We start from the raw sequence: 17789 nt of genomic DNA on the forward strand, positions 1-17789 counted from the left end.
GCTCAGGCACGTATCGAGGCTAAGGGCGAAGTCCAGGCGCTGGGCATTCGCCAGCAATTCATGGACGCCTACCAATACGGTCACGGCTTCTCCCGCCAGGTACTGTTCCTGCGCGAACAAGCCGAGAAGCGTTTCCTCGATGCCTTCGACCTTCGTGAAGACCTGACCCGTCAGGTCAAGTCGGCGCTGCAAGCCAACCCGGAACTGCTTGGTCTGTCGCTGGTGTTTGAAGCCAATGCGCTGGACGGCAAGGATGAGTTGTTTGCCGGCCAGAAAGAAATCGGCAGCAACGAAAAGGGCCGCTTTTCCCTGTACTGGTCGCAACCGACACCGGGCAAGCTGACCTCAATGTCGCTTCCGGAAAGCGACATTGCCGACACCAGCACCGGCCCCAGCGGCGAACCGGCCAATGCCTGGTTCACCTGCCCACGCACCACACTCAAGCCTTGCGTGATCGAGCCCTACTTCTACATGATCGACGGCCAGAACGTGCTGATGACCAGCATCGTCTTCCCGCTGATGGTCGACGGTAAAGTCATCGCCTCGCTGTCCGTCGACATCAACCTCAACAGCCTGCAAGCGGTCAGCCAGCAAGCGAGCAAGAAACTCTATGACGGCCAGACCAGCGTCAGCATCATCAGCCCGGTCGGCCTGCTGGCCGGCTACAGCGCGGACGCCGGAAAACTGAGCCAGCGTCTGGACATGGTCGACAAGGCCAGCGGCGCCGAGCTGGTCCGCATGCTCTCCAGCGGCAACCGGACCCAGAGTCTGCGCAGCGATCAAGAGCTCAAGGTGCTCTCACCGTTTTCGCCGATTCCTGGCGGCAAGTCGTGGGGCGTGCTGCTCGACGTGCCGGAAAAGGTCCTGGTCGGCCCGGCTGAAACCCTGAAGAAAGAACTCGACCAACGCAGCACCGCCGGCACCCTGATCGAACTGAGTCTGGGCCTGTTGGCGGCAGTCATCGGCCTGTTGCTGGTCTGGTTGATGGCCCGCAGCGTGACAAAACCAATCCTCGGCGTGGCGCACATGCTCGAAGACATTGCCAGCGGTGAAGGTGATCTGACCCGACGCCTGGCATACGACAAGCAGGACGAACTGGGTCAACTGGCCGGCTGGTTCAACCGCTTCCTCGATAAGCTGCAACCGATCATCGCCGATGTGAAACGCTCGGTGCAGGACGCCCGCAGCACCGCCGACCAATCAGCCGCCATCGCCACCCAGACCAGCGCCGGCATGGAGCAGCAATACCGTCAGGTTGACCAGGTGGCCACCGCCTCCCACGAAATGAGCGCCACCGCGCAGGACGTCGCCCGTAGCGCCGCGCAAGCGGCCCAGGCCGCTCGCGACGCCGATCAGGCGACCCGTCAGGGTTTGACCGTGATCGACCGCACCACCTCCAGCATCGACAACCTCGCCGCGGACATGAGCACGGCGATGACCCAGGTCGAAGGCCTGGCCGCCAACAGCGAGAAAATCGGTTCGGTGCTGGAAGTCATTCGCGCCATCGCCGAGCAGACCAACCTGCTGGCACTCAACGCCGCCATTGAAGCCGCTCGCGCAGGTGAAGCCGGACGTGGATTCGCCGTGGTCGCCGACGAAGTACGCAACCTGGCCCGCCGTACTCAGGAGTCCGTAGAGGAAACCCGCCAGGTGATCGAACAGCTGCAAAGCGGTACTCGGGACGTTGTCGGCTCTATGAGCAACAGCCATCGTCAGGCTCAAGGCAGTGTCGAGCAAGTCAGCCAGGCAGTCACGGCCCTGCGTCAGATCGGTGATGCCGTGACCGTAATCACTGACATGAACCTGCAGATTGCCAGCGCTGCCGAAGAGCAAAGCGCCGTGGCCGAAGAGATCAACAGTAACGTGGCGACCATTCGTGACGTGACTGAGTCTCTGTCGGGGCAAGCCAACGAGTCGGCGCGGGTCAGCCAGTCGCTGAACAGTCTGGCTAACCAGCAGCAGAGCTTGATGGATCAATTCAGGGTTTGATCAGCGGTTGGCGGTGTTGATCGTTCCCACGCTCCGCGTGGGAATGCATCCCGTGACGCTCCGCGTCACATCCACAGCGGACGCAGAGCGTCCATGGCAGCGTTACCACGCGGGAGCGTGGGAACGATCGATTAACACCCAGGCAACTCAATCACCACCTTCAACCCGCCCGGCTCACTACCCTGCAACTGCAATACCCCGCCCCTCGCCTCGACGATATCACGCACGATGCCCAACCCCAGGCCATGGCCATCGGTCTGTTCATCCAGCCGCGCACCGCGGCTCAACACCTGATTACGGTTCTGCTCGGGAATCCCCGGCCCGTCATCCTCCACCACCAGGCGAAAGCCCTCGGCCGTCTCGATGATGCTCAGTTTCACCTCGGCATCCGCCCATTTGCAGGCATTGCGTGAACGCTTGAGGCTGTCTTCGGTATGCGCGAGCAGATGGTTGATCTGCGCCACCAGCGGTTCCAGCTCAACCGGCACTTGGGCGTCCAGTTGTGAACGCTGGCGCGCCACTGGGTCAGCACCTCAAGCCCGGGTAAGCCTGGCAACCCCAGGTCGAGAATAATCAAGTCATAGGGTTCGCTGCTGGCCTGATACACCGCATCGCGGCCGTCGGCCAGCCAGTCGACGGCATAGCCCTGGCGATTGAGCCCGGCCATCAACTCGTCGGCCAGCGGGACGTGGTCCTCCACCAAAAGCAGGCGCATCAATCATCTTCCTTGTCTTTGAGCAGCTCACCGGTGTTGGCGTCGAGTTCGATTTCATGCACCACGCCCTCGACGGTCAGCAGCTCGATGTCATAGATATAGCGCGCGCGTTCGTCTTTATGCTCCTCGAACTCGGCTTCCAGCAATCTGGCTCCGGGGTAGCGTTGCAGAGCCGGCCCCAGCAGTTGCTCAAGCGGTGCGATCACCCCTTGCTGACGCAGGCGCAGGGCTTGGTCCTGATCCAGGTCACGGGCCATTGCCACCGGGCAAAAAGCCAGAAGCACCAGCGCCATTCGGCTGCCGGCGCGCAGATTTACCTTCATTACGTATCCTGATGATTCTTGAGAACCTGCTCGCAGACGGCGTCCAACTCCAGGTCCCACTCAACACCCTGGACATCGCGCAGTTCAACCTGAATAGATGTAAACCTATAGGCCCCACGATAACCACATCAACTTAACGGAAACTGAATTGCCTTCATTGCCGTCCTGGAAACCGCGCACCGACGGTAAAATCTTCTACAATCGCCGATCGCCAGACATGAGGTCGGTATGACCGCTATCCACATCAAGTTCCCCGCCCTGACCCTCAAAGCCGGAAAACGCGCTTTCACGCGGATCCGTGAAAACGGCTTGAGCGCCGCCGACGTCGGTACGCTTCCGGGCGCCGCCGGTGGGCCGAAAGCCTTGGGTATTCAGGGTCTGGATCTGGCGTTGTTTGGTGAATGGCTGCCGGCGGCCCCGCGGGAGCGCTCGTTGATTGGCGCCTCTGTCGGTTCCTGGCGCTTCGCCAGTGCCTGCTTGCCGGACCCCGCCGAAGGGATCAGACGCCTCGGTCAGCTCTACAACGAGCAAAGTTTCGGCAAAGGCGTGACCATGGCGCAAATCAGCCTGCGTTCGCAGCGCATGCTGCACGACCTGCTCGACGGTCGCGACGCCTCGATCCTCAACAATCCTGACTACCGACTGAACATCGTCGTGGTGAAAAGTCACGGTCTGCTGGCCGATGATCATCGCGCGCGGTTGGGTCTTGGCCTGTCGTCGGTGATCGCCGACAACCTGCGCGGGCGTTCACGCCTGTCCCGGCATTTCGAACGACTGATCCTGCATGATCCGCGCCTGGCGCCGCCGCTCAATGCCCTCAACGACTTCCCTTCGCGCTTTGTGCCTCTGGACGCTACCAACCTGCGCCAGGCCTTGCTGGCCTCGGGCTCGATCCCGATGATCATGGAAGGCGTGCGCGACTTGCCCGGCGCGGGTGTCGGCACCTATCGCGACGGCGGCCTGCTCGATTACCACCTCGACCTGCCCTACAGCGGCGATGACATCGTGCTCTATCCACACTTCACCAACCGGGTGATTCCCGGCTGGTTCGACAAGCCCCTGCCGTGGCGCCGCGGTAACCCGCAGCGGTTGCAGGACGTCTTGCTGCTAGCGCCCTCCAAGGATTACCTGGCCCGCCTGCCCTATGGCAAACTACCGGATCGCAACGACTTCAAGCGTTTCATCGGCGATGACCTCAGCCGACAAAACTATTGGCGCACAGCCATGGACGAAAGCCGCCGGCTCGGTGATGAGTTCCTTGAATTGACCGCGAACGGTCGGCTGGGGGAGAACTTGTTGACCCTTTAGTCAGTGTTTTCCCGCATCGACAAACCCAAGCTGTTAAACTCGTCACCTGCTTTCATCGCCGCGGGCGATAGCCACCTGACAGAGCTCAAACCACTGTGGAAATCTTCAAAGAATTTACCTTCGAATCCGCCCACCGCCTGCCCCACGTCCCGGAAGGCCACAAATGCGGACGCCTGCACGGTCACTCGTTCAAGGTGGCGATTCACCTGAGCGGGGATCTCGATCCGAACACCGGCTGGATTCGCGACTTCTCGGAAATCAAGGCGATATTCAAGCCGCTCTACGAGCGCCTCGATCATAACTATTTGAATGACATTCCTGGCCTGGAAAATCCAACCAGCGAGGTCCTGGCCAAATGGATCTGGAACGAGTTGAAGCCCCTGCTGCCGGAGCTCAGCGCGATCCGCATCCATGAAACCTGCACCAGTGGCTGCATCTATCACGGCGAATAAGCCGGCGATCAAAAAAACCACCGGGCCCGGTGGTTTTTTTATGCCTGTCACTTCGGTTTTTGGACCGTTACAGTCAAGGCCGGTCCCTCGGCTAAAAGGTATTGGCTCCATGCCGTCCATCACATGACTAAATCGTTGGGTTGAGCGCAAATGGTGGACGTCTTTTTCCGCTATCGTGATCGTTACCCGCACCTGACTGCTTATGCGGTGCGTACCCAAGAGTGAATAAAAGGACTGTCGCGATGCATATCATCAACGCCCGCCTGCGCAACCGCGAAGGTCTGCATGAACTGCACCTGGAAAACGGCCTGATCGTCAGCATCGCCCGGCAAACCGAAGCGCCGACGCTGGGCCCTGAAGACCTGGATGCCGGTGGCAATCTAGTAGTACCGCCCTTCGTCGAACCGCACATTCACCTGGACGCCACCCTCACCGCCGGCGAGCCGCGCTGGAACATGAGCGGTACCCTGTTCGAAGGCATTGAATGCTGGGGCGAACGCAAGGCGACCATCACCCAGGAAGACACCAGGACCCGCGCCAGCAAGACCATTCGCGCCCTCGCCGCCCACGGCATCCAGCATGTGCGCACCCATGTCGACGTCACCGACCCCAGCTTGACCGCGCTCAAAGCAATGCTCGAAATACGCGAAGAAAGTCGCCACCTGATCGACCTGCAGATCGTCGCGTTCCCCCAGGAAGGCATCGAGTCTTACCGCAATGGACGGGAGCTGATGGAAGAAGCCATTCTTCTGGGCGCCGATGTGATTGGTGGCATACCGCATTTTGAGTACACCCGCGATCAAGGGGTGAGTTCGATCAAATACCTGATGGACCTGGCAGAACGCACCGGCTGCCTGGTAGACGTGCATTGCGACGAAACCGACGACCCGCATTCGCGCTTCCTCGAAGTGCTCGCCGAAGAGGCCCGCAGCCGCGACATGGGCGCCCGGGTCACGGCCAGCCACACCACCGCCATGGGTTCCTACGACAACGCCTACTGCGCCAAACTGTTTCGCCTGCTTGGGCATTCCGGGATCAGCTTCGTCTCCTGCCCGACCGAAAGCATTCACCTGCAAGGACGCTTCGATAACTTCCCGAAACGCCGCGGTGTAACCCGCGTCAACGAGTTGCTTGAAGCCGGAATGAATGTCTGTTTCGGCCAGGACTCCATCGTCGATCCCTGGTACCCGTTGGGTAACGGCAACATCCTGCGGGTGCTCGAAGCCGGTCTGCACATCTGCCACATGCTCGGTTATCGCAACCTGCAAAGTGCCTTGGACCTGGTCACCGACAACAGCGCCAAAGCCATGGCTTTGGGTGATCGTTATGGACTGGAACCAGGTCGCCCGGCCAATCTGCTGATTCTGTCAGCCGACAGCGACTACGAAATGATCCGCAGCCAGGGGCTGGCGTTGTATTCGATTCGAGGTGGGGAAGTGTTGATGAAAAGGCAGATGCCACAGGTGGAATGGGTTGGGGATTCGAGCTACAGCTGATTGCCTTTAGAGACTCGCTCGCCGGACTGACGCCATCGCGAGCAAGCCCGCTCCCACACTGGATCGCAGTCGTTCACAAATTAAGTGTTCGCTGAAGATCTAATGTGGGAGCGGGCTTGCTCGCGATGGCGTCAGTCCGGCTCCGTTGCTCTAAGGGATGATCCTCGCTGTCCCGAACAATCTGACGCGACTCAACTCGCCGTCCTTTTCCTCCAGAAAGATCGGCGCCGTGCCGCCCGGCATGACCACCGCAACCTCCCCCGCCGCCACCCAACCCACACTCCACGCAGCACAAGCCACTGCGCTGGCACTGGTGCCGGAGGACGCAGTCGGGCCTTCACCGCGTTCGAACACCCGGGCGACGATCCGCCCTTCAGATTCACGCATTGCCCATTGCAGGTTGACCCCTGCCGGGCATGGCTCGCCAGCACCGGCCGGCATCGCAAAAGCGATGCGAGTCAGGCCTGAAGATAAATCGGGCTCGCGCATCTGCTCATTACCGGGTAGCGCAGCCGCTTGCGATACCAGGGTCACGCAATGGGGATTGCCGACACGCACGAACTGGCTGTGATCCCACAGAGGGTTCAGCCTGGAAAGCGGCGGCACCTTGTTCAGACTGCGACCGTTCAATTCAGCCGCCGCAACGCCTTGAGCACCTGTGGCCTGCGGACCGAATGCCGGTTTGCCCAGGTCCAGCCAAAACCCGCGAATGCCGTCAATCCCGGCCGACTCTACCGAGGTTTCCACCGGCGACACAGCATCACGCTTGTCGTGATGAACCTTGAGCACGCACGCCCCCTGCTCCGGCATCAAACCCTGCTCAGTCAACGCCTGAGCAAAAATCGTCAAACCGTTACCACTGCGCTCGGCCAGGCTACCGTCAGTGTTGACGATCAGCAGGTCGTAGGGCGGTGCGGACTGAAACGGACCGATGAGCAAACCATCCGAACGATGTGCCTTGGCGCCAGGCGGCATGGCTTGGGGTGCCCAGCCGCAAAAGGCTTCCACTGCCTGCAACGCCCAGGTATCGCGGGTTTGAGCGGCCAGGCGGGCCTGCTCAGGCAACTCGATTCCCCTTTGACGCAGAGCATCGGGAGAGGCAACAGCGTAGATATTCCCGCGGGCATCATAGAACTGCGTCATACAGCAACGGCCGCCAGCGCTTCAATCTCGAACAACATGTCGTCCAGCGCCAGCCTCGGCACCGGGATCAGGGTGCAGGCCGGCTTGGGTAACGAACCCCAGACCCGATGCAGCTCCTCGCCGAAGATTTCCAGACGCTCCAGGCTGTGATCAACGATCAGCACCGTCAGTTTGGCGACATCGGACACCTCGGCATCGGCCGCCGCCAGGGCGATCTGCAGATTTTCCAGCGCCTGCCGGACCTGTTCGGCGAAGTCGCTGGATAACTGACTCTGCGCGTTCTCGCCGCCCTGCCCGGCGATAAACACCAGCCGTGCGCCAGCGGCGACCTGGGCCACATGGGAATAACCATTGGCGGTCGGATCGTAAAGCCCTGGCGGGTTCGACAGTTGTAGCGTTGGCGCGTGTTTTTTATCCGTTTGCATCGAGATCTCTCCTTGTTTGAGGCCAGTAGTACAACGAATAACTTTCCGCTTATTTGATCGGCAATGCTACCGGCCGGACTGGGCATCGGCGCCCTGCCCTCGTTCATTGCCTTGCCGTTGCTGGAAAGCGGTCAGTTGCAACGGGTCTTGCCGGAACATTCGATGTCCCGACGCGGTATCTACGCGCTGTACGCGAACAACCGCCATCTCTCGCAAAAAATCCGGGTGTTTGTCGATTTTCTGGCTGAGAGGTTAAGTCAGGGGTGACATTGCAAGATCAGTTGGGCGGCCGGGATCTGTACGGCCGCCATCGCCAGCGGCTACGGGAAATGTCAGGGATTCCTTGACCGACTGACATTACGGATTGTCCGCGCCTCGCCCGACGCCGCCTGATGTGCAAGGATGTTGCGCCGCACATTGTTATCCGCCGGATTGCCAAGGATTTTTCATGACCGCCATCAGTACCCCAGCCCCCGTGGTCCCCGGGCGCCTGGAGCAAATGTCCACCCGTATCGCCTTCTTCATCGCCGGTTTCGCCATCGCCGCCTGGGCGCCGCTGGTGCCTTACGCCAAAGCGCGGGCCGGACTCGATGAAGGAACACTCGGCTTGTTGCTGCTGTGCCTGGGGGTCGGCTCGATCATTGCCATGCCGGTGGCCGGGATCCTGGCTTCGCGCTTCGGTTGCCGTCGGGTGATGACCGGCGGGACGATATTGATCTGCCTGGCTCTCCCGCTGTTGGCGACGGTTTCCTCGACTCCGTTGTTGATCGCCGCGCTGTTCATGTTCGGCGCCGGACTGGGTTCGGTGGACTCCACGGCGAACCTGCAAGCGGTAATCGTCGAACGGGCCAGTGGCAAAACCATGATGTCGGGCTTCCACGGATTGTTCAGTCTCGGCGGGATCGTCGGCGCGGCCGGGGTCAGCGCTCTGCTGGGCCTGGGGATACCGCCGTTGGGTGCCATGCTGGTGGTAATCGTGTTTCTGGTGCTCGCTTTGCTCAAGGCTGCGCCGCATCTGTTGCCCTATGCCAGCGAAAGCTCAGGTCCGGCCTTCGCCGTACCCCATGGCGTGGTGCTATTTATCGGCAGCCTGTGCTTTATCGTGTTTCTCGCAGAAGGCGCGGTGCTCGACTGGAGCGCGGTGTTCCTGACGTCCGAGCGCAATCTCGACGCCGCCTGTGCGGGCTTGGGTTATGCCGCGTTTGCCCTGACCATGACCGCCGGCCGTCTGACCGGCGACGCCATCGTGTACCGGCTCGGCGCCACGCGAGTGATCGTGTTCGGTGGCCTTACCGCCGCTACTGGCCTGTTGCTCGCTACTCTCGCCCCAGCCTGGGAAGCGGCATTGATGGGCTATGCGTTGGTGGGTGCGGGCTGTTCGAACATTGTGCCGGTGCTGTACACCGCCGTCGGCAAACAGAACGTCATGCCCGAAAGCATCGCCGTGCCGGCCATTACCACCCTGGGCTACGCTGGCATCCTCGCCGGGCCCGCGCTGATCGGTTTTATCGCCCATGGCAGCAGTTTGAGCATTGCCTTTGGCTTGATTGCGTTGCTGTTGCTGGCCGTTGCGGCCAGCGGGAAAGTGTTGAAGGTTTAAAAGCTATCAGCCCCCTACGCTGGCCTACACAAAGAACGTGCATGGCGCGCCGACATAGATCCCCGAGTTTTTGTCGCTCGAGCGGGTGAAGTACTGGCGATCGAAGAGGTTCTTCACCCCCGCGCCGAGTTTCAGGTTCGACAACTGCGAGCCGAAGTCATAATCACCGCGAACGTTCCAGGTCACGTAACCCGGCATGTCACCGTACTGACCATCAGCGGTACCGTCAGTGATGTAATTGCCGCTGAAGCTGCCATCGGCGTTGATGCCGGTGCCCGGGGCATGCTGTCTGGACTGAACAAACAGGCTTTTCTTAACCCGAGTCAGCGCCTTGAAGAAAGAGATCAGTGCTCTCACTGAGGCTCTAGAGAAGGCGTCGCGCGAGACGCAGGAGAGTTTGGTACATAACTTCATCGGTTATGCGCGTTCGCCAAAGCCGATTGAGCAGATGCTCGATAATATGTTTGTCGGAAGACCGGCGGGCAACTATGACCGATTGCTTGATTTCAGCACGGCGGTCACTGGAGGCTTGTTCTTCGTTCCTTCATCAGACCTGCTCGAAGAGCTTGCTGATCGCAAGCCTTAGGGGAAGCGCAGACAAAAAAAGGGCGAGCAAACGGTCGCCCCTTGATGGAGCAATTTCTGTGTAGGAGCGAGCTTGCTCGCGAAGGACGTTTGATCGTTCCCACGCTCCTGCGTGGTAACGCATCCCGGTGACGCTCTGCGTCACATGGACGCAGAGCGTCCAGGACGGCATTCCCACGCAGAGCGTGGGAACGATCAAACGCAGACAAAAAAGTGCCCGACGCGAAAGATCGCGCCGGGCATTCGTGGCATGAAATCATGCGATCAATGAGTGGTCATTCCGGCCATATGCATCATCAGCCGGAACAAGCTGGCCACTACCCCCAGTGCAATAACACTGCCGAACCAAATGGCGATCAACCAAAGAACCCGTCGATACCAAGGGGCGGATTCGCTTTGCGTAGCCGATACTTCAGCGGTCCGGACGTTTTCGCTGTCAATGGTAGCCATCGCCGATCCTCACTTTGCCGCGGAACACGTAGTAGCTCCAGCAGGTGTACATCAGAATGATTGGCAGAATGAACAACGTGCCGATCAAAATGAACAACTGGCTTGAAGGCGGCGATGCGGCCTCCCACAAACTGATGGATGGGGGGACGATATTCGGCCAGATGCTGAACGCCAGGCCGATGTAACCCAGAAACACCAGCACCAGGGTGAACACAAAGGGCCAGTGAGAGTGATACTGGCGTAACGTCCCAAGCAGCCCGAATAGCGCCAGCACACCGAGGATCAACAACCCGCCAAAGACCACGATATGCGCGTGTGCGAACCAGCGAGTCGCAATCTCGGGATGCAGCAACGGTGTCCACACACAGAGCACAGCCACCACCGCCATGAGGGTGAACGCCAGCGGCCGAGTGTAGTGACGCATGCGTGATTCAAGCATTCCTTCGGTCTTGACCAGCAGCCAGGTACTGCCCAGCAACGCGTAGGCGACGATCAGCCCCAGACCGCAGAACAATGGAAAGGGTGACAGCCAGTCCAGGGTGCCGCCTGCAAACTCACGATTGACCACCGGAATTCCAGCGATATAAGCGCCAATCACGATGCCTTGGCAAAACGTTGCCAGCAGTGAGCCACCGATAAAGGCCATATCCCAGATGTGGCGCTTTTCCGGGCTGGCCTTGAACCGGAACTCAAACGCCACGCCGCGAAATATCAACCCGGCCAGCATGAAAATCAGTGGCAGATACAACGCCTCCAGAATCACCGAGTAAGCCAAGGGAAACGCGCCGTAAAGTGCCGCCCCACCGAGTATCAGCCAGGTTTCGTTACCGTCCCAGACCGGCGCTACGGTGTTCATCATCACATCGCGTTCCTGCCTATCCGGGATGAGCGGGAACAGGATGCCCAACCCCAGATCGAACCCATCCATGATCACGTACATCATCACCCCAAAGGCAATGATGACGCCCCATATCAACGACAGATCTATACCTTGAATGCCCATGATCAATCCCCTTGCTCAGTTGACGTGATCGCCGGACGCGAACGTCTCGGCGACGGCGGACAGGGGGCGGCGTGGCGTACGCTCCTGACCGGGACCGCCCTGAGGCGGATGCTCGTGATGTGGCTGAGGGCCTTTGCGTACCAGCTTCATCATGTAACCGATGCCCACCGCGAAAACCGAGAAGTAAATCAATACAAACACCGCCAGCGAAACGCTGAGCTGCGTGACCGTGTGATTGGAAGCCGCATTGGCAGTGCGCAGAAGTCCATAGACGACCCACGGCTGACGGCCTACCTCGGTGGTGATCCAGCCCGCCAACATTGCGATCAGACCTGTAGGGCCCATGAACAACACCAGGCGCAGGAACAGGCGATTGCGGTACAGCGCGCCATTACGGCGTAAGGCAAGACCCAGCAAACCCGTGAGGATCATCAACATTCCAAGCCCGGCCATAATCCGAAAGCTGAAGAAAATGATGGTCGCGTTGGGACGGTCCTCTTTCGGGAAACTCTTGAGAGCAGGGATTTGTTTATCCAGGCTGTGAGTCAGGATGAGACTGCCCAGGTAAGGGACTTCTATCGCATAACGCGTCTTCTCGGCACCCATGTCCGGGATGCCGAACAGCACAAGTGGAGTCGGCTCATTACCGACGTTTTCCCAGTGCCCTTCAATGGCGGCAATTTTCGCCGGTTGATGTTCCAGGGTATTCAGACCATGGGCATCACCGACCACGGCCTGGATCGGAGCCACGATCAACGCCATCCACAACGCCATCGAAAGCATTTTGCGCACTTGAGGCGTGTCATGCTTACGCAGCAAATGCCAGGCCGCGGAAGACCCGACAAAGAACGCCGTTGCCACAAACGCAGCGATGGCCATGTGAGCCAGTCGGAAAGGGAACGACGGATTGAAGACGATGGCCAGCCAGTCCATCGGCATAATCCGGCCATCCACGATCGAGAAACCCTGTGGCGTCTGCATCCAGCTGTTGGAGGCCAGAATCCAGAAGGTCGAGATCAACGTACCGATGGCGACCATCACCGTGGCAAAGAAGTGCAGCCCGCGACCTACCCGGTTCCAACCGAACAGCATCACCCCAAGGAAGCCTGCCTCAAGGAAAAAGGCCGTCAACACCTCATACGTCAGCAATGGCCCGGTAATACTCCCGGCGAAGTCAGAAAAGCGGCTCCAGTTGGTGCCAAACTCGTAAGCCATGACCAGCCCGGAGACCACCCCCATACCGAAGTTGACGGCAAAGATTTTCGACCAGAAGTGATAGAGGTCCTTGTAAACCGAATTGTTGCTTTTCAGCCAGAGACCTTCGAGGACCGCCAGGAAACTGGCAAGCCCGATGGTGATGGCAGGAAATATGATGTGAAACGAGACCGTAAACGCGAATTGAATTCGCGCAAGGTCCAGCGCCTCCAGATTTAACATGACGATACCCTCATAGTGGCTCGATGCTCGTGCATACAAAGCCCGGCCGCAGTGAGCCTCACGGCTCGCAGCGAACAGATTTCCAATGATCTGGTGAGGCCGGGGCGGCAATCACGTCACCCCGGCCAGACTCAAGCGCCGAAGGACTGGATCAGGTTGTTGGCCTTCGCCTGCTCAAGGCGAATGGCGATGAACTTCGAGGTCGGCGTGTACGTGCGGTCGCCATAACTTTCCAGCGGCACCAACGGGTTGGTTTCCGGGTAATAGGCGGCGGCCTGACCGGGTGGAATGTCGTAGGCGATCAAGGTAAAGCCGGTCACTCGACGCTCGCGACCATCCCCCCACAGCGAGATCATGTCGACCTTTTGCCCCGGCTCGTAACCCAGTTTGCGAATGTCCTGCTCATTGACGAATACGACATCGCGCATGCCGTAGACGCCGCGATAACGATCATCCAGTCCATACAAGGTGGTGTTGTATTGATCGTGGGAGCGCATGGTTTGCAGGATCAGATCCGGTTTCACATCCAGGTTGCGCACGCCTTCGCTGACCAGGTGTTCCGGCAATACGCTGGGGGCAAACTGCGCTTTGCCAGTGGCGGTTTTCCAGATGCGTTTGGCGGCATCGTTGCCCAGGTGAAAGCCACCGGGGTGCAGCAATTTTTTATTGAAATCCTCGAAGCCGGGAATGGTGTCGGCAATCAGGTCACGGATGCGACCGTAATCTGCGATCGCCCAGAGCCAGTCAATGGGGTGTTTACCCAATGTTGCGTTGGCAATCCCGGCAATGATCGCCGGTTCCGAACGCATCAACGCGGACTTGGGTTTCAGTTGGCCGTGGGAAATGTGCACCATGCTGAAGGTGTCTTCCACCGTAACGCCTTGCGGCCCCTCCTCTTGCATGTCGATATCGGTGCGCCCCAGGCACGGCAAAATCAAGGCCTCGCGGCCGGTGACCAGATGGCTGCGATTGAGCTTCGTGGCGATGTGTACCGTGAGGTCGCAGTTGCGCAGTGCGGCATGAGTACGTGGGCTGTCGGGGGTCGCCTGGGCGAAGTTGCCGCCCAGGCCGATGAAGACTTTCGAGCGCCCCTCTTCCATTGCAGCAATCGCCATCACCGTGTTGTGGCCGTGTTTGCGCGGAACCTTGAACGCAAAGCGCGCTTCCAGCGCGTCAATAAACTCAGGGGGTGCCAGCTCGTTGATGCCCATGGTGCGGTCGCCCTGCACGTTACTGTGCCCGCGCACCGGCGACAGCCCTGCACCCGGGCGACCGACATTGCCACGCAACAACTGCACATTGACGATCTCCTGGACGGTCGGCACCGAGTGTGTGTGCTGGGTCACCCCCATCGCCCAGCACATGATGACCCGCGTGGCTCTGCGGTACATGCGGGCAGCCAGTTCGATGTCCGCCAGGGTCAGGCCGGACTGTTCGACGATATGCTCCCAGGTCGTGGCGTCGACTTCGGCCAGGTAGGTCTCCAGGCCCGAGGTGTGCTCAGCGATGAACGCGCGGTCGAACACCGCCTCGCTGTTGTTCGCGAGCGCTTCACGCTCCCACTGCCACAGGAACTTGGCGATGCCGCGCATAGCCGCCATGTCGCCGCCCAATGCCGGACGAAAGTACGCGGACGAGGTGGGTTCGGAGCCGTTGGTGAGCATTTCCAGCGGATGCTGCGGGTGCTGGAAGCGTTCCAGACCCCGCTCTTTCAGTGGGTTGAAACAGATCACCTGCGCGCCCCGCTTCACCGCTTCGCGCAGTGGCTCAAGCATCCGTGGGTGGTTGGTGCCTGGGTTCTGGCCGATGACGAAAATGGCGTCGGCTTCCTCCAGATCATCGAACGTCACTGTGCCCTTCCCCACGCCGACGCTGTCACCCATGCCCAGGCCGCTCGCCTCGTGGCACATGTTCGAACAGTCAGGGAAGTTATTGGTGCCGTAGGCACGAACGAATAGCTGATAGAGGTAAGCCGCTTCGTTGCTGGCCCGGCCGGACGTGTAAAACTCGGCCTGATCAGGCGACGTCAGCCCTTTCAGGTGTTTGGCGATCAAGGCAAAAGCATCGTCCCAGCTGGTTTCAACGTAACGATCAGCGGAGGCGTCATAGCGCATGGGGTGAGTCAGGCGCCCTTGGTATTCGAGCCAATAGTCACTTTGCGCCGCCAGCGACGACACCGTGTATTTGTTGAAAAACGCCGGGTTGACCAGACGGCCGGTGGCTTCCCAGTTGACCGCTTTGGCGCCGTTCTCGCAGAACTTGACCATGCCACTTTCCGGCGATTCGCCCCACGCACAGCCCGGGCAGTCGAATCCGCCATTCTGGTTGGTCTTGAGCATGGTTCGAATATTCTTGAACGCATTTTCGCTGCCCAACCAGTTCCTGGTAACAGCAATCAGCGCGCCCCAGCCTGCGGCCGCCCCCTTATACGGTTTATAACGTTCAACTTCGCTCATGATACTTCTCCAAGACGTGCACGTAGGCGGTAGCCTGATGTCAAGTCATTGTTAATTTCTGTTTTTGTGCGCCTATAAAAATGCGACATTATTTAGCGACAGGTTATTCGCATTTAATTACTTCACGGGCCCAATTCAGGGGTACGAAGCAAGACTATTCCGCGCATTACATGCCTGTCTAATTGCAAATAATGACCAGATCATCGAAATGATCTATCAAGAAAATAATCACTAAAAATCAATCAATTACAAATTCAAGACAGCGAGAATCCGAGCCACTTCCTGCTCAATAGATTCCATTGATCAATCAGTTGTTAATAGTGATTAGACGGCCACTTTAAATGACCTTAGTCTTGGGTCATCAAGGCCCTATATAACAGTGGTCTTCCAAAACCGGCGCCATGGCTGATACACCTGGATCGCCGATGGAGGTTGTGATGTCAGATCGAATTTTGATGGATAGTTTTTCTCGGCGAGTCGACTATCTCAGAATGTCTGTGACCGACCGGTGCGATTTCCGCTGTGTTTATTGCATGGCCGAGAACATGGAATTCTTGCCGCGACAACGAATATTGACGCTGGAAGAGATCTATCAGCTAGCTGAAAGCTTTGTGGCGCTGGGCACCCGAAAAATCCGCCTGACCGGTGGCGAACCGTTGATTCGCCCCGGCGTGGTAGCGCTGTGTGAACGCATTGCAGCGCTGTCGGGGCTGCGTGAACTGTGCATGACCACAAACGGTTCTCAGCTGGGCAAGCTCGCGGCACCCTTGTTCGATGCGGGGCTCAAGCGCCTTAACATCAGTCTCGACAGCCTCGATACCCATCGCTTCCGCGAACTGACCCGCACGGGTGATCTGGCTAACGTCATCGCCGGTATTGACGCGGCGAATGCAGCAGGTTTTCAACATACCAAACTCAACTGCGTCGTCATGAAAGGGCGCAACGATCACGAGATAAACGATCTCGTTGGCTTTGCGATTGATCGTGGACTGGACATTTCCTTCATCGAAGAGATGCCACTGGGTGTAATCAGCGAGCACAGCCGTGCAGGGGCGTTCTTTTCAAGCGTGCACGTGCGCGAGCGTATTGCCGAACGCTACACGCTCATCGACTCCGCGGAATCGACCCAAGGCCCTTCGCGTTATTGGCGCTTGGCTGAGGCGCCGCATATTCGCCTGGGGTTTATCTCGCCCCACAGCCACAATTTTTGCGCTACCTGCAATCGTGTTCGGTTAACCGTCGAAGGCCGACTCCTGCTGTGCCTGGGCAATGAACATTCCGTCGACCTGAAGGAAGTGCTTCGCCGCCACCCAGGAGAGCCGGAGCGCCTGGAGAAGGCAATCATCGAGGCGATGAAAATCAAGCCGTACCGACACCACTTTGAACTCAATGATGACGTGCAAGTTGTCCGTTTTATGAACATGACGGGCGGATAGCCTGCCCGGTTTTCACATCATTATTCTCTAGAAGGCTGCTTCCCATGATCGTTAGAGCCAAACCTAATCTGATCAATGTTCTGATTTCACTCAAAGGCTCGATTGCCAAGCGTATCGCGCTGCGAAGCCTTCTGGTGACACTCCTGGCCTCCGCTATTGTCCTGGTCGAAACACTCCATCCTGCGTACTTCTCAAAGGTCAATGCCACCCCCTTCACGCTGTTGGGGCTATCACTTTCAATCTTCATGAATTTCCGTAACAACGCCTGCTACGACCGTTGGTATGAAGCGCGCAAAGCGCTGGGTGCGATGGTGATGGACCTGCGCTCGATGATCCGGGAAACGCAGGTCATTAAAGACAAACAGCAACGCAGCATGATGTTGCGAAATCTCTGCGGGTTTGCCCATGCGCTGAATGCCAGACTTCGCAAAGAAGACGAGCTCAGTGCGGCGGGTACGTGGCTTAGCCAGTTACCCTCTTCAAATACACCTAACATCCCTGAAAGGATTCTGCGTCAAGTCGGCCAACAGTGCTCAACACTCGCCGAATCAGGCCACATCAGCGAATGGCGTTACACGCTGATGGCCAATCATTTGACCAATCTGACCACTACGCAAACGACCTGCGAGCGTATCAAAAGTACTCCACTCCCCTTCCCTTACACACTCTTGCTACACAGGACAATTTACATATTTTGCATCTTGTTGCCCTTTGCGATGGCCGAGCCACTGGGCTGGCTAACGCCAGTCTTCACCGCCATTGTGAGTTATACGTTTTTTGGGCTGGATGCTATTGGCGACGAACTGGAAGACCCCTTTGGTCAAGATGAAAACGACCTTCCAACGAATGCCATCGTGCGCAACATCGAACGTGAGGTGCTTGACGCCCTGGGTGCGACAGAACTCCCTCCCATACTTCAGCCCGTGGACTTCGTGCTGAACTGATTAGCACAACCTACTCATTAAGTACCC

Annotated in this window: 14 protein-coding genes and 7 pseudogenes; 10 read left to right on the top strand and 11 right to left on the bottom strand. The window is 58.7% G+C overall.

Annotated features, from left to right (window positions below; translation table 11 throughout):
* Window positions 1-60 precede the first annotated feature (60 nt).
* Together AC07W5_RS21575 and AC07W5_RS21580 are read left to right on the top strand one after the other, a co-directional pair.
* Window positions 61-1131 (top strand): annotated as a pseudogene (locus tag AC07W5_RS21575) (cache domain-containing protein); the annotation flags it as partial.
* A gap of 102 nt (window positions 1132-1233) precedes the next feature.
* Window positions 1234-1989, top strand: coding sequence for a methyl-accepting chemotaxis protein (locus tag AC07W5_RS21580; protein WP_495013205.1), 756 nt, complete (start codon window positions 1234-1236; stop codon window positions 1987-1989).
* 131 nt (window positions 1990-2120) lie between these two features.
* Here the strand turns inward: AC07W5_RS21580 and AC07W5_RS21585 are convergent.
* From AC07W5_RS21585 to AC07W5_RS21600, 4 genes and pseudogenes are all read right to left on the bottom strand, one after another.
* Window positions 2121-2501 (bottom strand): annotated as a pseudogene (locus AC07W5_RS21585) (ATP-binding protein); the annotation flags it as partial.
* 2 nt (window positions 2502-2503) lie between these two features.
* Window positions 2504-2704: pseudogene (locus AC07W5_RS21590) on the bottom strand (response regulator); the annotation flags it as partial.
* A complete protein-coding gene (locus AC07W5_RS21595) occupies window positions 2704-3027 on the bottom strand; it encodes a PepSY domain-containing protein (protein WP_495024293.1) in 324 nt (107 codons plus the stop codon). The gene AC07W5_RS21595 and the pseudogene AC07W5_RS21590, both read right to left, overlap by 1 nt.
* Window positions 3027-3119, bottom strand: a pseudogene (locus AC07W5_RS21600) (PepSY domain-containing protein); the annotation flags it as partial. The pseudogene AC07W5_RS21600 and the gene AC07W5_RS21595, both read right to left, overlap by 1 nt.
* A 136-nt stretch (window positions 3120-3255) precedes the next feature.
* On the opposite strand from AC07W5_RS21600, the gene AC07W5_RS21605 reads away from it, so the two are divergent.
* The 3 genes from AC07W5_RS21605 to codA all read left to right on the top strand — a co-directional run bounded on the left by AC07W5_RS21605 (window position 3256) and on the right by codA (window position 6283).
* Complete coding sequence (locus AC07W5_RS21605; RefSeq protein WP_495024294.1) at window positions 3256-4335, top strand: patatin-like phospholipase family protein; 1080 nt, start codon at window positions 3256-3258, stop codon at window positions 4333-4335.
* A 95-nt stretch (window positions 4336-4430) separates the two neighbouring features.
* Window positions 4431-4787, top strand: a complete 357-nt coding sequence (queD, locus tag AC07W5_RS21610; RefSeq protein WP_489072189.1) for a 6-carboxytetrahydropterin synthase QueD — start codon at window positions 4431-4433, stop codon at window positions 4785-4787.
* A gap of 242 nt (window positions 4788-5029) precedes the next feature.
* Window positions 5030-6283, top strand: coding sequence for a cytosine deaminase (gene codA / locus AC07W5_RS21615; protein WP_494994138.1), 1254 nt, complete (start codon window positions 5030-5032; stop codon window positions 6281-6283).
* 150 nt (window positions 6284-6433) lie between these two features.
* On the opposite strand, the gene AC07W5_RS21620 is transcribed toward codA, so the two are convergent.
* Window positions 6434-7426, bottom strand: coding sequence for a diaminopimelate epimerase (locus tag AC07W5_RS21620; protein WP_495024295.1), 993 nt, complete (start codon window positions 7424-7426; stop codon window positions 6434-6436).
* Window positions 7423-7851, bottom strand: coding sequence for a RidA family protein (locus tag AC07W5_RS21625; protein ID WP_495013160.1), 429 nt, complete (start codon window positions 7849-7851; stop codon window positions 7423-7425). Before AC07W5_RS21625 ends, AC07W5_RS21620 begins: the two co-directional genes overlap by 4 nt.
* Before the next feature lie 57 nt (window positions 7852-7908).
* Between AC07W5_RS21625 and AC07W5_RS21630 the strand changes: the two are divergent.
* A pseudogene (locus AC07W5_RS21630) lies at window positions 7909-8118 on the top strand (LysR substrate-binding domain-containing protein); the annotation flags it as partial.
* Window positions 8119-8299: 181 nt separating this feature from the next.
* Window positions 8300-9451, top strand: a complete 1152-nt coding sequence (locus AC07W5_RS21635; protein ID WP_495024296.1) for an MFS transporter — start codon at window positions 8300-8302, stop codon at window positions 9449-9451.
* Between the two features lie 24 nt (window positions 9452-9475).
* Here the strand turns inward: AC07W5_RS21635 and AC07W5_RS21640 are convergent.
* A pseudogene (locus tag AC07W5_RS21640) lies at window positions 9476-9754 on the bottom strand (TonB-dependent siderophore receptor); the annotation flags it as partial.
* Between the two features lie 84 nt (window positions 9755-9838).
* Between AC07W5_RS21640 and AC07W5_RS21645 the strand changes: the two are divergent.
* Window positions 9839-10037: pseudogene (locus AC07W5_RS21645) on the top strand (Dyp-type peroxidase); the annotation flags it as partial.
* 263 nt (window positions 10038-10300) lie between these two features.
* On the opposite strand, the gene AC07W5_RS21650 reads toward AC07W5_RS21645, so the two are convergent.
* The 4 genes from AC07W5_RS21650 to AC07W5_RS21665 form a co-directional block, all read right to left on the bottom strand.
* Window positions 10301-10486 carry a DUF2474 domain-containing protein gene (locus tag AC07W5_RS21650; protein WP_494994142.1) on the bottom strand — a complete coding sequence of 62 codons (186 nt, stop codon included), beginning with the start codon at window positions 10484-10486 and terminating at the stop codon, window positions 10301-10303.
* Window positions 10473-11489, bottom strand: a complete 1017-nt coding sequence (cydB, locus tag AC07W5_RS21655; protein WP_495024297.1) for a cytochrome d ubiquinol oxidase subunit II — start codon at window positions 11487-11489, stop codon at window positions 10473-10475. The genes AC07W5_RS21650 and cydB overlap by 14 nt, the downstream gene beginning before the upstream one ends.
* Before the next feature lie 15 nt (window positions 11490-11504).
* On the bottom strand, window positions 11505-12926 hold the full coding sequence (locus AC07W5_RS21660) for a cytochrome ubiquinol oxidase subunit I (RefSeq protein ID WP_494994144.1): 1422 nt from the start codon (window positions 12924-12926) through the stop codon (window positions 11505-11507).
* A gap of 131 nt (window positions 12927-13057) precedes the next feature.
* Complete coding sequence (locus AC07W5_RS21665) at window positions 13058-15382, bottom strand: FdhF/YdeP family oxidoreductase (RefSeq protein WP_495024298.1); 2325 nt, start codon at window positions 15380-15382, stop codon at window positions 13058-13060.
* Window positions 15383-15819: 437 nt separating this feature from the next.
* On the opposite strand from AC07W5_RS21665, the gene moaA reads away from it, so the two are divergent.
* Together moaA and AC07W5_RS21675 are read left to right on the top strand one after the other, a co-directional pair.
* Entirely contained in the window at window positions 15820-16818 is a 999-nt protein-coding gene (gene moaA, locus AC07W5_RS21670; RefSeq protein WP_495024299.1) for a GTP 3',8-cyclase MoaA, read from the top strand.
* Between the two features lie 44 nt (window positions 16819-16862).
* On the top strand, window positions 16863-17762 hold the full coding sequence (locus tag AC07W5_RS21675) for a bestrophin family protein (protein ID WP_494994146.1): 900 nt from the start codon (window positions 16863-16865) through the stop codon (window positions 17760-17762).
* The last annotated feature ends 27 nt before the right edge of the window (window positions 17763-17789 follow it).

It is taken from the genome of Pseudomonas sp. GW821-FHT01E05, from assembly GCF_059422425.1.